Source organism: Ureibacillus thermosphaericus (assembly GCF_012396605.1).
Taxonomy (GTDB): Bacteria; Bacillota; Bacilli; order Bacillales_A; family Planococcaceae; genus Ureibacillus; species Ureibacillus thermosphaericus.
The window spans coordinates 1-17507 of the sequence record NZ_JAAXPW010000021.1 but is presented as its reverse complement, the minus strand read 5'-3'; the positions used below and the strand labels follow the sequence as shown (position 1 = coordinate 17507).

Annotated in this window: 14 protein-coding genes; 8 read left to right on the top strand and 6 right to left on the bottom strand. The window is 34.1% G+C overall.

Annotation, left to right across the window (positions count from 1 at the left end):
* Window positions 1-75: 75 nt before the first annotated feature.
* The 4 genes from fumC to HF990_RS09350 all read right to left on the bottom strand — a co-directional run bounded on the left by fumC (window position 76) and on the right by HF990_RS09350 (window position 5075).
* Window positions 76-1464 (bottom strand): class II fumarate hydratase, encoded by a 1389-nt coding sequence (fumC, locus tag HF990_RS09365; RefSeq protein ID WP_016837604.1) that lies wholly within the window; start codon window positions 1462-1464, stop codon window positions 76-78.
* 260 nt (window positions 1465-1724) lie between these two features.
* The gene (locus tag HF990_RS09360; protein WP_168412474.1) at window positions 1725-2279 is read right to left on the bottom strand and encodes a DUF1273 domain-containing protein; all 555 of its coding nucleotides are present in this window, start codon (window positions 2277-2279) and stop codon (window positions 1725-1727) included.
* A gap of 168 nt (window positions 2280-2447) precedes the next feature.
* Window positions 2448-3659, bottom strand: coding sequence for an ornithine--oxo-acid transaminase (locus HF990_RS09355; RefSeq protein ID WP_016837606.1), 1212 nt, complete (start codon window positions 3657-3659; stop codon window positions 2448-2450).
* 246 nt (window positions 3660-3905) lie between these two features.
* Complete coding sequence (locus HF990_RS09350; protein ID WP_016837607.1) at window positions 3906-5075, bottom strand: MFS transporter; 1170 nt, start codon at window positions 5073-5075, stop codon at window positions 3906-3908.
* A 991-nt stretch (window positions 5076-6066) separates the two neighbouring features.
* On the opposite strand from HF990_RS09350, the gene menC reads away from it, so the two are divergent.
* The 3 genes from menC (at window position 6067) to HF990_RS09335 (ending at window position 9128) form a co-directional block, all read left to right on the top strand.
* Window positions 6067-7173, top strand: a complete 1107-nt coding sequence (gene menC, locus HF990_RS09345) for an o-succinylbenzoate synthase (protein WP_168412473.1) — start codon at window positions 6067-6069, stop codon at window positions 7171-7173.
* A gap of 47 nt (window positions 7174-7220) precedes the next feature.
* Window positions 7221-8267: a YkvI family membrane protein gene (locus HF990_RS09340; RefSeq protein ID WP_168412472.1), complete on the top strand. Its 1047-nt coding sequence runs from the start codon at window positions 7221-7223 to the stop codon at window positions 8265-8267.
* A 96-nt stretch (window positions 8268-8363) separates the two neighbouring features.
* Window positions 8364-9128 (top strand): VCBS repeat-containing protein, encoded by a 765-nt coding sequence (locus HF990_RS09335; RefSeq protein WP_168412471.1) that lies wholly within the window; start codon window positions 8364-8366, stop codon window positions 9126-9128.
* 158 nt (window positions 9129-9286) lie between these two features.
* Here the strand turns inward: HF990_RS09335 and HF990_RS09330 are convergent, their stop codons facing one another.
* A complete protein-coding gene (locus HF990_RS09330; RefSeq protein ID WP_168412470.1) occupies window positions 9287-10057 on the bottom strand; it encodes a serine/threonine protein kinase in 771 nt (256 codons plus the stop codon).
* Between the two features lie 466 nt (window positions 10058-10523).
* Here HF990_RS09330 and HF990_RS09325 point away from each other — a divergent pair, with 466 nt between their 5' ends.
* From HF990_RS09325 to HF990_RS09305, 5 genes are all read left to right on the top strand, one after another.
* Window positions 10524-12116: an S-layer homology domain-containing protein gene (locus HF990_RS09325; RefSeq protein WP_168412469.1), complete on the top strand. Its 1593-nt coding sequence runs from the start codon at window positions 10524-10526 to the stop codon at window positions 12114-12116.
* A gap of 369 nt (window positions 12117-12485) precedes the next feature.
* A complete protein-coding gene (locus HF990_RS09320; RefSeq protein ID WP_311733638.1) occupies window positions 12486-13076 on the top strand; it encodes a hypothetical protein in 591 nt (196 codons plus the stop codon).
* A 191-nt stretch (window positions 13077-13267) separates the two neighbouring features.
* Complete coding sequence (locus HF990_RS09315) at window positions 13268-13765, top strand: DinB family protein (protein WP_016837614.1); 498 nt, start codon at window positions 13268-13270, stop codon at window positions 13763-13765.
* A gap of 344 nt (window positions 13766-14109) precedes the next feature.
* Window positions 14110-14859 (top strand): hypothetical protein, encoded by a 750-nt coding sequence (locus tag HF990_RS09310; RefSeq protein WP_168412468.1) that lies wholly within the window; start codon window positions 14110-14112, stop codon window positions 14857-14859.
* Between the two features lie 142 nt (window positions 14860-15001).
* Window positions 15002-16357, top strand: coding sequence for an IS1096 element passenger TnpR family protein (locus HF990_RS09305; protein ID WP_168412467.1), 1356 nt, complete (start codon window positions 15002-15004; stop codon window positions 16355-16357).
* 62 nt (window positions 16358-16419) lie between these two features.
* Here the strand turns inward: HF990_RS09305 and HF990_RS09300 are convergent, their stop codons facing one another.
* Window positions 16420-17199, bottom strand: coding sequence for a DUF4097 family beta strand repeat-containing protein (locus tag HF990_RS09300; protein ID WP_168412466.1), 780 nt, complete (start codon window positions 17197-17199; stop codon window positions 16420-16422).
* Window positions 17200-17507: the final 308 nt, after the last annotated feature.

Here is a 17507-nt window from a genome sequence, read left to right as displayed (position 1 = left end):
ACCGACGAGCCAATTGCTCGTCGGTTATTTCTTTTTTAGGGGTATGTTAAGGGATGAAAACACAAATTTAGAAATTTAAGCATTTGGATAAATCATCTTTTTCGGATCTACATATTCATCGAATTGTTCTTCTGTTAGTAAGCCAAGAGAAAGTGCAGCTTCTTTTAAAGTAGTGCCTTCCGCATGAGCTTTTTTCGCTATTTTTGCTGCATTTTCATAACCGATGTAAGGATTTAATGCAGTAACAAGCATTAAAGAATTTTCTAAGTTGCGCTCAAGTACTTCATGGTTCGGTTCAATGCCTATAGCACATTTGTCGTTGAAGGATTTCATTGCATCAGCTAAAAGTCGGGCTGATTGAAGGAAGTTATAAATAATGACAGGTTTAAATACGTTCAATTCAAAGTTTCCTTGACTAGCAGCAAAAGCAATTGTTGCATCGTTACCGATTACCTGAGTAACAACCATCGTCATAGCTTCAGATTGAGTAGGATTTACTTTACCAGGCATAATCGAACTTCCTGGCTCATTTGCTGGAATAATAATTTCACCAATACCGCTACGAGGACCACTAGCAAGCCATCTAACATCGTTCGCAATTTTCATTAAGTCTACAGCTAAGGCTTTTAAAGCACCATGTGCAGCAACAATTTCATCGTGGCTTGTTAATGCATGGAATTTATTTTCAGATGAAACAAATTGTTTGCCGGTAATATTACTAATTTCTTCTGCCACCATGTCTCCGAATTTTGGATGAGCATTGATGCCAGTACCAACTGCAGTACCTCCGATGGCTAAGCTCTTTAAATACTCGGTATTATGTTTAATCATTTGTTCTGAGCGTTCTAGCATATAATACCAGCCGCTAATTTCTTGTCCAAGTGTTAAAGGTGTTGCATCTTGTAAGTGGGTACGACCGATTTTAATGATATCTTTGAAAGCTTCTGATTTTTCTTTTAATGTATTTTTCAAAAGTTGTAATCGAGGCAACAAATAGTCTTCTACCATTTCAACAGCAGCGATATGTAATGCTGTTGGGAATGTATCGTTCGAACTTTGACTCATGTTGACATCATCATTTGGATGAACTTTCTCCGATGATCCTTGTTCTATTAATAATTGATTTGCACGGTAAGCAATAACTTCATTCACGTTCATGTTAGATTGAGTACCGCTACCTGTTTGCCAAACAACTAGTGGGAATTGGTCATCCCATTTACCTTCTAGAATTTCATCTGCTGCTGAAATTATGGCATCTGCTTTTGCTGGTGATAATTTATTTAATTTTTTATTGGCGATTGCTGCAGATTTTTTTAGTATTGCAAATGCTCGAATGACTTCTATTGGCATTTTTTCATCGCCAATTTGGAAGTTTTCTTTACTACGTTGTGTTTGGGCGCCCCAAATTTTATCAGCAGGTACACGTACTTCACCTAACGTATCTTTTTCTATACGATATTCCATTTTGTACAACTCCTTCGTATTAGTATATGTATTTCAAATAAAAAATAGTATTGATTATAGAATTTTGGCTGCAACATAATAGTTGCAGCCTAGAAATGTCTATATATAGGGGGATATAGACATAATTTGGAGAAAATAAAATGGAAAATATTGTTCCCGAGATATATTTTGGGGGGTTCAGCTCGGAAATTTCTATTTACGATAATGATAATCATTATCAATTAAATTGTCAACAGGAAATTCATCATAATTTGAAAAAATCACCATTCAGCTCTTTCTAATTCTTCTGCAATGATTTGCAAATCGTAAGACGTAATCACAAATAGCTCATATGGATTGCGTTCCATGTATTTCTCAACCAGTCGCTTTAAATATTTTGGAGATCCTTCATGTTCTTCATCATAGACAAGTAATAGGGCATCGGTATTTTGAATAATAAATTTATCTTTTTCAACAAATTGCCAAGGTGCTTCATATGGTCTTTTTGTTATACTTGTCACAAAATCTGCTTGACTAATAATGTAAGCGTATTGTTGTTGTCTTTGTTCATTCCAATTTTTCTCGATATCTAAAAAAGGTGTAATAACGGAATATTTCAATTGAGGAAATTCATTTTTTAGTTCAATGACAACTTCTGCAGTCCATATTTCAACACCGAGTTGTCCACTGACGATGACCCATTCTAATCCATCCTCAATCAAACTTCTCAATTCATTCTCAATGGCTTTTTTTATGATTTGGATGCCAGGATGTTTTTCGTTAAATATACCTAATTCATGGGGTCTGTATCCTGACACATAAAGCGATTGAATCATTCTAATCCCTCTCTTAATATAAGGAATAGTTTTGCTATATATTAATTGAATATCATAATGTAATGAGAATAAAAAAATCAATAAATAAGGCTGTTTAGAAATTTTAACTTTCTAAACAGCCATAAATGAATTGCATTTAGTGCATGTTAGTGAATATTATATATTCTCTTAATTTGCACTTTCTGCATTCTCAAGAACTTCTTTAATTCGTTCAAGTGCCCAATCAATTTGTTCTTTCGTAATGATTAATGGTGGGGCAAAGCGAATTACATATTCATGAGTTTCTTTACATAATAGACCTTTTTCCTTTAATTGTTCGCAATATTTGCGAGCAGGTTCATGAAGTTCAACCCCTATGAATAAACCTCTTCCTCGCACTTCCTTAATAATAGGTGATGAAATTTTTAAAAGTTCTTCTTTAAAGTATTGTCCTAGCTCAAGTGAACGTTCCACTAATTTTTCTTCTTCGATGACTTCAAGGGAAGCGATTGAAACAGCACAAGCTAGTGGGTTACCACCAAAAGTAGAACCATGAGAACCAGGATTTAATACCCCTAAAATATCATCGTTTGCCACCACAGCAGAAATTGGCATTACGCCTCCGCCGAGTGCTTTTCCAAGAATATAAACATCCGGCTCAATATTCTCCCACTCGCAAGCGAACATTTTTCCTGTACGGCCAAGTCCAGTTTGTATTTCGTCCGCAATAAACAATACATTATGTTCTTTACAAAGTTTTGCTGCTTCTTTTAAGAATCCTTCAGGAGGTACAATGATCCCTGCTTCTCCTTGAATAGGTTCAAAAATAAAAGCTGCAGTGTTTGGTGTAATAGCGTTTTTTAATGCCTCAATATCACCGTATGGAATTAATTTAATTCCTGGAATTAACGGTCCAAAACCGCGTTGATATTCTTTCTCAGATGAAAGAGAGACAGGAATCATAGTGCGGCCATGGAAGTTTCCATTGCAACCGATGATTTCAGCTTTATTTTCTTCAACGCCTTTCACATCATAAGCCCAACGGCGAGCAACTTTAATCGCTGATTCCACAGCTTCTGCACCAGTATTCATTGGTAAAACCATGTTTTTTCCGGTGATTTTACATACTTTTTCATACCATGGACCAAGTTGGTCGTTATGGAATGCACGAGAAGTTAAAGTTACTCGATCTGCTTGATTCTTTAATGCTTGAATGATTTTTGGATGTCGGTGACCTTGGTTTAGAGCAGAATAAGCAGATAGCATATCCATATATTCTTTACCTTCTGGATCTTTTACCCATACTCCTTCTGCTTCACTAATCACAATTGGTAGTGGGTGGTAGTTATGAGCACCAAGCTTTTCTGTAATTTCTATAATTTCTTTTGTTGTTTTAACCATTGAAAAATCCCCCTTAATGTACTGAAGCATAAAAAAATTGTGTTTTTTAGCAAAATTGCTTATAAATTCATTATATATGATAGATGTGATTTTTTAATCGAAAGAATTTAAATTATCAATAATATTATAATAATTTGCTCTTTTTATTAGGCATTAGAGTTCAATTGAAACTTTTTTCCAAAGACTTATGAAGGATAAAAATAGAAGGTTATCCAGAAACTGTGTTAAACTGGATAACCATTTTGATTAATGATAAGAATTCAGTTGGTTTTTCCAAAACATTGCAATGATAATACTTAAAATTAATATGATTGTTGCAAAGTAGTATGGATAATTATAATTCATATCAAATAAGATACCACCAATGATAGGGCCAAAGATATTTCCGATGCTTGTAAACATGGAATTCATGCCCCCTACAAAACCTTGTTCATTTCCTGCAATTTTTGAAAGATAGGATGTAATTCCTGGACGAATTAAATCAAAGCCAACAAAGACAATCCAACAAGTTAACATGATTGTCCAGTAAGAATTTACAATTGTCATAACGAACACTAATAGGCCTGACATAATTAAACTAATTCGAACAACGTTAATTTCTCCGAACCGCTTTGTTAATGCATCAAATAATAAAATTTGCACAACTGCTCCAACAATACCACCGCCTGTAACGATTATGGCGATATCTTTTGGTGTAAATCCAAATTTATGATCAATAAATAGGCTAAATAATGACTCGAAGGAAGCTAAACTGAATGTCGATAGGAAAATAATAATAAACGAAATAAGATACATTGGAATAAAAATTCGTTTCCAACCAATTTTTTCATCTTTGAACACTTTCGGATGCTCTCTACGTTCAGGCTCCTTCAAAATAAAAATGGAGGCAATGGCTACTAATGCTCCCAAAACACTGGCAGCAAAGAATGGCACACGAATTCCAAATTCCGCTAAAAATCCGCCTATACCAGGCCCTACAATAAATCCGGTATTAATCGCGGCAGACATAAATCCAAGGGCTTTCGGACGTTCGCTTTCAGATGTGATATCCGCAATATATGCAGTAATCGCAGGCATGATGCATGCGCCACTAATTCCACCTAAAATTCTTGATAGGAAAAGAATCTCAAGGCTCTTAGCAATACCAAATAACAACTCTGAAAAACTAAATAAAAAAAGACCGATGATAATCATTATTTTCCGGCCGTATTGATCCGTCCATTTTCCTGTAATGGGAGAAGCGATTAGTTGAGCTAATGCAAAAGCAGCTACCATGTTTCCTACTACGGTGCCGCTTAAGGATAATTCATTCATTAATGAAGGCAAGACAGGGATAACTAGGCTAATACCAACAAAGGTAATAAAAATATTTCCAAGTAATAGAGCTAAGGCAACTTTTTGAGATTTTGATTGCATAAATATCCCCTTTGAATTTTTTATCTATAAAATTATTTTTAAATAGCAGTAGTGATATTGTAACGGTACATTTACAGAAATTGAAAGTGCAAAAAGGTCTATTCCTATTTAAACCTTTACGAAAGACTGAGTCAAGGAAACACAAATGTTTCAGAATACTTACATAAAATAGTAAAAGGGGAAAAGACATAACAAAAAAAGGATGGCTACTTGCCATCCATGAATGATAATGGGATTTGTGGAAGAAATGTGTGCTCACTCACCACTCGCCGTCGAATAAGGGGTGTACAATGGTTACTGGGAATGCAAATTCGGAGAGACGTTCCCAACTAAATAAATGGAGATAACAATGATCAAACTATAAACTCCACCCTCATGCCAACCTAAGAAGTTAGAAGTCAAGGATACAATATGCGCCCAAACCATTCCTGTTGTGAAGGGATCTATTCACCGTGGACTTAACTTTACAGATCCTTTTCAATGAAACAAATACAGGCTCTTATTTTTACATCGTTATATAGGGAGTTCAAATTGATTTAATGTAGAAGGCTGTATTTGTTCATTATCACAATACAGGAAATGGGTATCCTCGATTTATGCCAATTAAAAGTTTGTTACATCAAATTGAAAGGAATAATTGTTTCCGTTCATATATATCCCTAGGATAACGTAATTCCCGTTACAATAATTAAATTTCTCACCTCCTTTTGTTTTCATCATATTCATTTAATAGTTTATATGAAGGGACAATTAGCCAACATTTTGATAATAATAAACAATCATAACGAGAAAAATTAGAGATAAAAGTCTATTATTGAACTAAACTGTTTTCTTTACTTCACTCTTAAGAAAAACTACAACTATTTTCGGTTTTTCAAGTAATAAAGAATTAATTATTACTAATTCAGAGATCATTTGATGAGAAAATACTTTTCAATGAAAATGATTTTGTATAAACGAAATACATATGTATAAAAAGGGAGAATTATTGATGAGAATTCATAAAGTCATTGTTCGTCATGTAAAAATGCCAATGAAAAATCCATTTACAACAAGCTTTGGCACGTTACATGATAAATCTTTTTTATTGTTGGAAGTTCACACGGATGAAGGAATTGTTGGATTTGGTGAATGCGTTGCTTTCGAAGCGCCGTGGTATAGTGAAGAAACCGTAAAAACTTGTTGGCATATGCTAGAAGATTTTTTGATTCCAATGATTTTACAGAAGAACATTCATCATCCAGATGATGTAAGTAAAATGTTTGCAGGTATACGGAAAAACAAAATGGCCATTGCATCGATTGAAGGGGCAATTTGGGATCTTTACGCACAACAGTCTAATCAACCTTTAGCAAAAGTCCTTGGAGGAAATAAAGAAAAAATAGATGTAGGAGTGAGTCTCGGTATTCAATCGACAATCGAAAAGCAGATTGAAGTGGTCGGGAAGTACATTGCAGAAGGATATAAAAGAATTAAAGTCAAAATAAAGCCTGGATGGGATGTGGAAGTCATCAAAAAGCTGAGGGAAGCATTCCCAAATGTTCCAATGATGGCAGATGCGAATTCAGCATATACTTTAAGAGATATCGACTTATTAAAACAGTTGGATGAGTATAATTTGATGATGATTGAACAACCGTTAGCTTATGACGATATTGTGGATCATGCGACACTTCAAAAGCATTTGAAGACCCCTATTTGTTTAGATGAAAGTATTATATCTCTTGAAGATGCGCGAAAGGCGATTGAATTGGGTAGTTGTGGTGTTATAAATATCAAAATTGGACGAGTTGGAGGTTTGTCTGAAGCAATCAAAATTCATGATTATTGCCAATCAAAGGGCATACCGGTTTGGTGTGGTGGAATGCTCGAGGCAGGAATTGGCCGAGCGCATAATATCGCTTTAACATCACTATCAAATTTCGTTTTACCTGGAGATACTGCAGGGTCAAGCCATTATTTTGAGGAAGATATCATAAATCCCGAAGTTGTTGTGAAAGATGGAACCATTCAAGTGCCACAAACTGTAGGAATAGGGTACGAGCCTAATAGAAAGATAATTGAAAAATATACAGTTTCCTCGAAAGTTTACAATTGAATAAGAGCATTCCAAACGATTATTGAATTAGAGAAATGGGGGAAATGGTGAGGAATAGTTTAAAAATTGGGGGAGCATTTGTCGGGTTAATGATCGGGGGAGGCTTTGCATCTGGACAAGAGATATTACAATTTTTTATTTCCCATGGCTGGTATGGACTGTTTGGGGTTATCGCTGCTAGTGTACTATTTTCTTTTTTAGGAATGAATATAGCAACATTAGGATATTCTTTGAAAACAACATCCCATAAAGAAGTCGTACTTTATATTGCAGGTTCAACATTCGGCTCGATCATCGATTGTCTCATAACGGTGTTTTCTTTTTGTATTACGGTTGCTATGTTTGCAGGGGCAGCGAGTGCTTTTGAAGTGCTATTTGGAATAAATGGTTTTATTGGTAGTTTCTTTATGATGATATTCACAATTTTCACACTGATGCTCAATGTAGAAAAAATTATAAGTGTACTTGCCCTAGCAATCCCCTATTTAATCATCGTGATTTTCATACTAGTGATAGCTTCAATTTTAACGATGGATGGTAGTTTCAATGAACATATAGAAATGGCGAATCAATTATCAACAGGGCATTGGCTATTAGCAGCACTTTTATATGTTTCGTATAATTTAGCGGTAGGGTTGCCAATGCTTGCGGTAATGGGGAGTACTGTGAACAGTAGAAGAGAGGCAGGAATGGGTGGAATTATTGGTGGATTATTAATGGGCATGTTGATCCTATTAGTTTATGTGGCGCTAATGGCAAAAATGGATGTGATTTTTGGGAAGCCGATGCCTACATTAGTAATTGCCTTACATATACATCCCATTATTGGTGTGCTGATGGCTATTACTTTAATTATAATGATTTATAGTACAGCAGTCGGTGTACTTTATTCTTTTGTCATTCGATTTGTATCACCAAAGTCCAAAACGTATAAATATTTTCTCATTGTTTCTGCCCTCATTGCATTTTTTGCAAGCTTTATCGGGTTTACTACCATTGTGAAAACTGTGTATTCCATTATGGGATATTTTGGGTTTGTCGTAATAATCATCACTTGTTGGATGTGGCTAAAAAGAAAAGGGAGCTTAACCTGAGGCAATTCTCAGGTTTTTTTATTTATGAAAGAACCAATCAGTCATGATTCACATATACAATGGGGTAACGGTATTTTACTCGTTAGGAGGAACAACATGTATCCATATTGGCAACCACATCAGTTTGACATCTTGCCTAGCTTAATGCCCCCCTTTGACCAATCAAAAGGCCCCTCTGTAGTAGCTTATCAATTGAGTGACGTTACCGGTGATGGAGTGCTTGATGGAATTTTTCTGATAGCCTCAAAACTCGACGATAGTCCTTATTTAAGCAATATGAGTCTAGTTGTTCAAAATGGTTTCACCCATGAAATATCCGTATATCATTTAAGAGATGTAGCAGGATATAATCCAACGATTTGGACGGGAGATTTAACTGGTGATCAGGTAAATGATATTCTAGTAACTGTTCAATCCGGTGGAAGCGGAGCGATAGTCTTTGCTTATGTATTTTCGTTTTTACATGGCAAGTTAGGGAAAATTTTTGATTCTATTAAGTTTAATGAAGAACGGCAGTATGAAGTAAACTATAAAGACAATGCAGAAGTAATGGTAACGAGCAGGAATCCTAACATACGTTATCTATTAAATATTCGTTATAAAGGAAAAGAGTATTTAAATGAAATATATGATTCCAATGGAAAGCTAAAGGAACCTATTCAAGGTTGGGTAGATCCTGCTAGTGGGATATATCCAATTGATCTAACGGGAGATGGGAAGTATTTATTATTAACGATGGAAAAAATCGCCGGGAGATATCATGCAGATGGTTTAGGATACGTTGAGAACGTTTTAAATTGGAATGGACGAGAATTTGAAGCGGTGAGTCAACATGTTGCAATTAATGGAGCAAGTTTCTAATATATTTTCTGCAAATAAGTTAAAATGGTTTTGAATATAGTCAACGATTAATAAGTCGCTTCTTCAATGAAGCGACTTGATTTTTTTTGATTTCTCTTAAAAAAATAATAGTCTACTGTTGAAATAAATACTTGTCAAAATTGGCTATTATTATATGGTTAGACTTTAGGGATGCAATGTAATGCTTCCTCTGTGCTTGAGAAAGGTGGCCGGATTAATAGTAAACGTTCAATATAGTTTTTTACTTCTTCAGGTAATTGTAATTCTTCTTGCCAACTTCTCTCTTTACTTTCTGTAGGAGTATAGGATGAGTAAAGTAAAAAGAGTAGAAAATGACCGAGAAAATAAAGATCACTACAATGATTTGCAGCCTTTTTTGGATTTTTAACTTCCTCAATCTTTTGCTTCGGGTTTAAATAAGTAGCTAATCCAAAATCAATAATAGAGAGCTTTCCTTGATGGACTAATACGTTAGGGATTCTTAAGTCGCGGTGCACAATACCTTTATGATGAATTTGGACGACCATTTCTAGAAGTATTTTTAAAATATGAAGGGATTCAGGTAAAGAATAAACATGACCTTCTTCAAAGATTGTTTGCTCAAAAGTGCGGCCTTCCATATAATCCATCACGAAAAAAGGGATATTTTCAACTTCATTTTCAACAATGACGGAAGGGACAAAGGGAAAATTCAATTCTTTAAGAATTTGGATTTCCTTTTGAAATCTTTGACGTAATTTCTTAGAATGTCGATATTTCGTTATTAGGCGTTTCAGGACATATTTTTTTCCGGTCCGCTTTTCTATGATTAAATATGCTATACCATAAGTACCAGTACCAAGTACCTCAGAAAAACAATAATTTGTCTTTTCATCTATATACCTTTTAAATATTCGATGGTACTTGTTTTCAAGAAAATATCGAATCATCGTTTAACTGCTGAAGAAACTTCTTGAACTGAAGAAGCTACCGGAACGAAAAATACCACTGCTTTTATGTCCACGTTTGTAATAATGATGTCCGTAAAAGTTATGCCTTTTTGTGAATCTTCTATAGTTGGAAGAAGAATGACGTTTTCCCCCTATGATGGACTTGAAAAATTTATCGATCATGCTAAACTTCCTCCTTTTCAAAAAGCCTTTTTTGAATATGTACGAATTATCAATAAAGAAGTTTCATAAAAAACGATTCGACGACAGGAGTCAACATATTATTTATCACCCATTAGGTAGAATTAAAGAAAAACTTAAAAAATTTTGAAACCATTTTGATAGAATCTTCGTATCTATAAACAGGTCACATAAATTGGTAACAAAGTATAAGGGTTTCCAGTAGAGGGATATGTTACAATTATTGTAAATGTGGCTAACTATTATGTGTCGGAGGAGGAGAAAAATGAAGAAAACAAGATTCTTTTCTATTTTACTAGCAATTGTTTTATTGTTAGCGGTCCCGTTTGGGAGTGCAGGTGCAGCTGGCTTTACAGATGTAAGTGGTAAACATTGGGCTTCATACGAAATCAACCGCTTAGTAAGCAAAGGGGTTATTAAAGGGTATGAAGACAATTCGTTCAAGCCAAATCAAACTATAACACGTGCTCAAGCTGCAGTTATATTATCAAGAGTATTAAAACTTGATACAAGCAAAGATCCAAAGATTGTATATAAGGATGTTTCAAAAGATTATTATGCATATGACGCTATTGCTGCTGTAACAAACGCTGATATTATGAAAGGGTCTAATGGTGAATTCAGACCGAATGATGATGTTACTCGTGCACAGATGGCGATTATTTTAACAAATGCCTTCAAATTAAAAGGTAATGGAACAACATCTTTTAAAGATGTAGCGAAAGATTTCTATGCATATGAAGCAATTGATGCTCTGTATGCAAATGAAATTACAACGGGTAATGAACAAAATGCCTTCAATCCAAATCAACCTACGACACGTGCTCACTTTGCAGTATTCTTATCAAGAGTATTGGATAAACAATATGCAAATGATCCAATTGTACAAGAACTAAAAGAAATTTATCAAAAAGAATTTGAATTGAATTCTTATGAATTTGAAGGAACAATGAATTACGGTTTTGAATTCCCTACAATTGAGGGAGCAACTGAAGAAGCAACTGCAATCTTTGATATGTTTAAAGATATTCATGTCGATTTCAAAGGGGTTTATCAAAAAGACCCATTACAACTTGAAATGGATATGACATTTAAACTAAACGGACCGTTCCCAATTGGTGATATTAAACTGCCAGTTGTGATGACTGCTGATAAAATGTGGATTCAAATTCCTGAACTGCCATTTGCCCCAACTCCAGAAGAGTATAAAGGTAAATTTATTGAAATGGATTTTGCTGAGCTTTCAGAAGTAACTGGACAACCTGCTCCTGTAATGGATATAGAATTACAGCAAAAACTTAATGAAGAATTGTTCGATCTCTTCTTTGATCACTTCGGTGGGGAGTATTATGAAGAAGTATCTAAAGATGCAATTCAAGTACCAGAAGGTATTGAAGTAGACAAAGTAATTAAATTTGAAATGACGAATGATGAATTAACGCCTTTCATTCAAAAACTATTTAATAAAATTTTACCTGAATTCGTTGCATTATTGGAAAACCCAGAATACGCCAAAGCACTTGGTGTTACTTCCGAAGATATCGAGATGTTAAAACAATCACTGGAAGCTGCAGAATTAGATATTAAAGATATTGTTGGTGAAATTAATAATTACGTGACATTAAATGAATTGAAAGAATATATTGCTGTACATCCAGAAAAATATATTGGCTATGATGTGTTAAATTTTGATATAGACTTTACAATGGAAGGCGAAACATTCGGATTAAAAATAAACTATAAAATGGGTAAATCGAATGTAAATGAAAAACCAAACTTTGTGATTGGTATACCAGATGCGACAAAGATTATTAAGTTTGAAGATTTAATTAACTTCGAAGGGGTCATTGAAGATTAATTTCTAATAATTTAGTACGAGTCTTTTAGTGTCCATTTTGCCGCACAGTGCATGTTAAGTGTCCTGTGCGGTTTTTATTCAGAATGAGAAGTGATGAAATAGAAACATTTAAGTTAATTCGAAACAGAAAAATAAAATAAATGTGAAAAGTAGCTAAGTAATACTTTAATAAAAATGATTTTTTTGTTATTATAACAATAAAACATATAAAACAACTTGGTATACTTTGGTTGTTAATATTCAACAAAAGGTGTTTTTAGGATACAAACACATCTTTTTCTCCTCTTTCAATGAAGATGAATATATGCCTATGTAGCGTTGAAATAGCTACATACATTGAAATTAGCTTGAAGAAAAGGGGGAAAAAGCGTGTATCCTTTTTTTAACGACAATGATAATAATAATCAATTTGATTTTGATGATGATGTAACGCGTAGAGGGTTTCAAGGCCAGCCATCAAGGTTCCCAGGTATGCCAGGAGGATTCCCTGGTGCACCAGGGGGAGGCCAAGGCGCACCGGGAGGATTCCCAGGTACACCAGGAGGATTCCCAGGTACACCAGGAGGATTCCCAGGTACACCAGGTGGATTCCCAGGCGCACCGGGAGGATTCCCAGGTACACCAGGAGGATTCCCGGGTGCACCAGGGGGATTCCCAGGTACACCAGGAAGACCACCTGGAGGACAAATGACTCCACCTGCAGCTCCGCCTCCAAGTTTCACACCTCAACTTAGCTCATTCCAAGGAACAGCTGAATTTGGTCGTCGCAGTGGAGGACGAGGAATTGGGAGATGTTTGTTCCGCAATACTTTTATTTGGTTAACGAATGGTAATAGCTTCTGGTTCTATCCGATGTTTGCTTTCGGTAACTCAATTATTGGTTTCCGTTGGAGAGGAAATCGAGGTTGGGTTTACGATGTATTAAATCGTCAACGTATTGCATTCTTCCAATGCTATTAATTTAATGATATACAATATTGAATTTCAATGGATATGCCTATGTTTGAAGTGAGCGATTTTCCGCGTCACTTTTAAACATAGGCCGTTAACTCTAAAAATAGTTCTACTCCGTTCATTATAAAAAGAATAAGTAGTTCTTTTTTTTATTTTGAAAGAATAATAATTAGAAAGAATGAAGGAGGGTAGCAAGAGTGGAAAAAATACAGAAAACCCGTGAAAAGCTTTTGCAAAGTGTTCGTTCCTTGTCTAATGAACAATTAAATGCAGTACCTGAAGAAGGGAAATGGTCAATCGCTCAAGTGTTAGAGCATTTATATTTAATGGAAATGAATACGGTAGATGGAATATTGGAAACGCTATCAAAAGATGAATACAATCCAACTGAAGAAAAACCCCTTTACCATATATTAGATCGTACGGTGAAACGAGTAGCGCCAGATGATTTAACACCTTCAGAGAAATTTCAAACATTAGAAGAGCTTATACAAAAATTAGAAAAATCTAGAGAAGCATTGTTGCAAAGTATTGAAGGTGTTAGTGAAGAAGATTTAGAGCAAAAATCTTTTATTCATAGAAGGTACGGGCTATTATCAATACGACAGTGGGTATCATTAATTGGCTATCATGAAGAGCGTCATTTGCAACAGATTGAAGAAATAAAAGGGACGTTATTAAAGAAGGTTAATTAATGAAACACCTTCGATTATCGTAGGTATAATCGAAGGTGTTTTTAGATTTTAGGAAGAAGTAATATGCTTGTTGTCGAAACTGAAATGTTAACTTGAAAAAACTGTTTCTCCTCTACTGCTTATGTTTCTTCCACTATTTCTCGTTTTATCCTCGTTTAAATTTGCATGATTACCACAACAATAAACTAGTAACATCTTATTAATGTGATTCTCAATTCTAGAGTAAATATCCCAAACATAGAATAATTTTTTTCTAAATGAATATATATACTATAAAGTTGTGTCCATTTTATTACGAAAAAGGAAATTTTTATAACAACATATAAAAGGGGGGAGGGCTTGAGTTGCCTATGGTGGAAATGGGATTTTCCATACTTATTTTGTTCATCCTTTCACAAGCTTTTATATATATACAAACAAAACGTAGAGAAAAATCAAGAGAATATAAAGAAATTGCTCAACATTTCGTCCTGCCATATTTAAATGAAGTGTTATTATTTATCGAGTTAAAAACTGATCATCGCAAAGAAACAGGGGTACCGATGATTGAAATTAGTTCAGATGAAGTCGTAGGTAAAATACAGGAAAAGATTAGTTATGGAAATGCGAAGTTAATGAATGCGCTTTATCGTTACTTTAATTCGGCAGCGTATTTTGAAGGTCGAGGAGAGGCAAAAAATCTAGCGACTTATGAGGTGTTCTATCATTATTTAGATCATGCTTATAATTCGATTGAAAAAAGCGAATTCAAAGACGAGCAATTATTAAATAACATATTAAAATGCCAAAAAATTTATGGAATTGCTTTCGTTTTGACTTCCATTTTAGGCAATGATGAATCGTTAAAAATTCTTTCGTATAAATGGCTTTGGAGTCATCACTTTTTAAATAAAATTCCACTGCATTTATTAGAAGATTTAATTCATAACTATAATAATTCAAAAACAGAAGAGCATAAGTTGTTAAAGTTTTTAAATATTATAAAGCAAGATTTCCATGAGTCACCAGAGATCGATCGATTCCATGAATTAAAAAATTATTTGGAAGAAGCTTTCATAATTGTAGAAAAGCGCTGGTTAAATTATAGTAGCTAGTATTGGCTACTTTTTTTATTCATATTTTACTTTTAGTTTCATATAAAAAATGATAACTTCTATTTTTGTGAAGTTATTTATATATAATTATAAAGGGTTTAAGCGAGTCAGCACTAATTTATTTAGAAAGTAAGGTGAAACAATGAGAGCTTATATTTTAAAATTGACATTCGAAGGAATTAAACCAGAAGTTTGGCGAAAGGTGATTATACCGGTTGGAGCAACCTTTAATCGACTGCACGAAACGATACAGTACGTAACAAATTTTAAAAGCTATATGGAACCCTATCATCATTTTTGCTTCCCTTTGGAAGATGTTATGATCACAAATAATGAAGAATTAATTGAACAGAAAGAATTGAACGGAAAAAAGGTAAAGCAACCTAGCCGCATTAAAATTGATCAATATATTGAGAAGAACGGTAAAATTCTTTATCAATATGATTTCGGGGATAATTGGGAAATCACCATAACGTTAGAAGATACCGTAGATGATTATTATTTTGGCTATCCGACTTTGCTAGACGGCGGAGGTATGGCACCGCCAGAAGATGTTGGGGGACCAGTTGGATATATGAATTTTTTAGAAATTATTCATGACCCAACTCATCCACAATATACTTCAACTCGAGAATGGGCTGAATCGGTCGGATATAAACCGTTAAATATAGACCATATTAATTCTCTTTTAAAACATGTAAAATTCAAAAAGACAGAATGGGAACATATTCATCATGAAAATTATTTAATTATATCTGACAAATATAGGGGTTCTGAAGTTATCGATCCAGAAAAAGTAGCGAATAAAGAATTAATATATGACTATATTGTAAGTTGTACGAACTTATATGGAATTGTTCCAAATTATAAAGTAATACACATTTACAATTTGCAAAACAAGCCAAAAATTACGAGTAAAGAATTACAAGCAATTACAACGGATTCAAAATATAAAAAACTACTTGAAGAAGCTAATGTCGTTGTAAAATTAGATCGTTTTATTCATAAAACTCTTGAAGAGAACAATATTACGGAAAAATTGGAACAACTTGTGGTTGGGAAGCCATTTTACATTCCTGAAAAAGAAGAATTACTGCGTTATAAAGATGAGTTCTATTATGAAGAAACGAAGTATCATCGAGAACTTATTAAAATACTAGAAAGAGTTGAAGGGCTAGAAAGTAGATTGATTCAAGAGTTAGTGGATGATTTTGTATGGAAAATCAAGGTGATGAATTATAAATTTAATATCATCATGAGGGAATTTTTAAATCAATTTGTGTTTGAAAATGTCAATCAGGTTAACGAAATAACAAGGGTGATTTTTTCCATTGCAAATACTACAAGACTTTGGGACAATCGTGGGTATACTCCAAAGGAATTAACAGATCTTTCAAAACCAAAACAAACGAAAGTAGTAGTTGGTGCTAAAATTGGCCGCAACGATCCATGCCATTGCGGAAGCGGGAAAAAATATAAAAAATGTTGTGGTAGGTAATTAAAAAAACCAAGGTGATCAGCCAAGATCTCTTAGAGATTTATTTCACCTTGGTTTTTATTTTATTTAATTTCAATGCTACCGCTAGATACTTCTAAATCGATATTGTATTGTCCAGTTCCATGAGTGCCTCGTAAACGATTTTTTTCTCTCACTTCATTATTTAAAGGAAAACGATTATGAATGTTTCCGCTTGAAATTTCGCCAGATAATGTAAAGTCACTATCATCTGGTAAATCGAGTGCAATATGGCCAGAACTTACTTCTGCATCTATATCACCTATTAAATCATCTACTTGAATGGAAATATTTCCGGATGAAACATCAATCTCCAATTGGCCTGTCACATGTTTAATATTCACATTTCCAGAATTAACATCCAATTCAGCTTTATTTGCTTGTAACGAATCGATGCGAATGTTTCCTGATCTTACATCCATTTTGAATTCATGGAGTTCCATGTCTTTTGATAATTCAAAGTTAATGTTTCCAGAACGAACATCAAATTCTAAATCACGATTATAGTTTTCAGGGATTGTAATAATAAGCTCTGTTCGATCCCCGAAATTGAAAAATTCATACCATCTGCGATCATATTCTATTTCAATCGTATCGTCTTTTTTAGAAAGGGATACTTTGCCTTTACCTTTTAATTTCGCTTCAACATAATCTTGATTTTTAGTAAGTATTGTTGCATTTGCTCCTGCAAGATCTAACTCGATTGTATCAATTTCATTTGTAACTTCCGCTCTATAATCTTTTGAAAAGAATGAAAAGTGACCAATACTAATTAAACTAAAAAGCAATAACATAACGACGATGGCTAAAAGTATTTTCTTCACAGAAAACCTCCTAAATATTTTTGTTTATATCAACATATTAGATAAAAAGGGGATGGCCAACAACAAACCGGGGGTTTATTTCTTTATAGGTCTCGAGGTGTAGAAGAAATAGAAGCATTGAGTAAGTATTAAAGGGGAAAAATGTAAAAAGTCGAATGGATAAAAAATGGATATATACATATTCACTACCGTCGCATAAATGATGTCTGAATTTTCAGTTTTATTTTTTCTGGACTTTAGAGAAAAAACGAAAACACCTAAGCGAGGGTAGTAAACATCCATTTTTTTACTATAACCTATGACTTGTG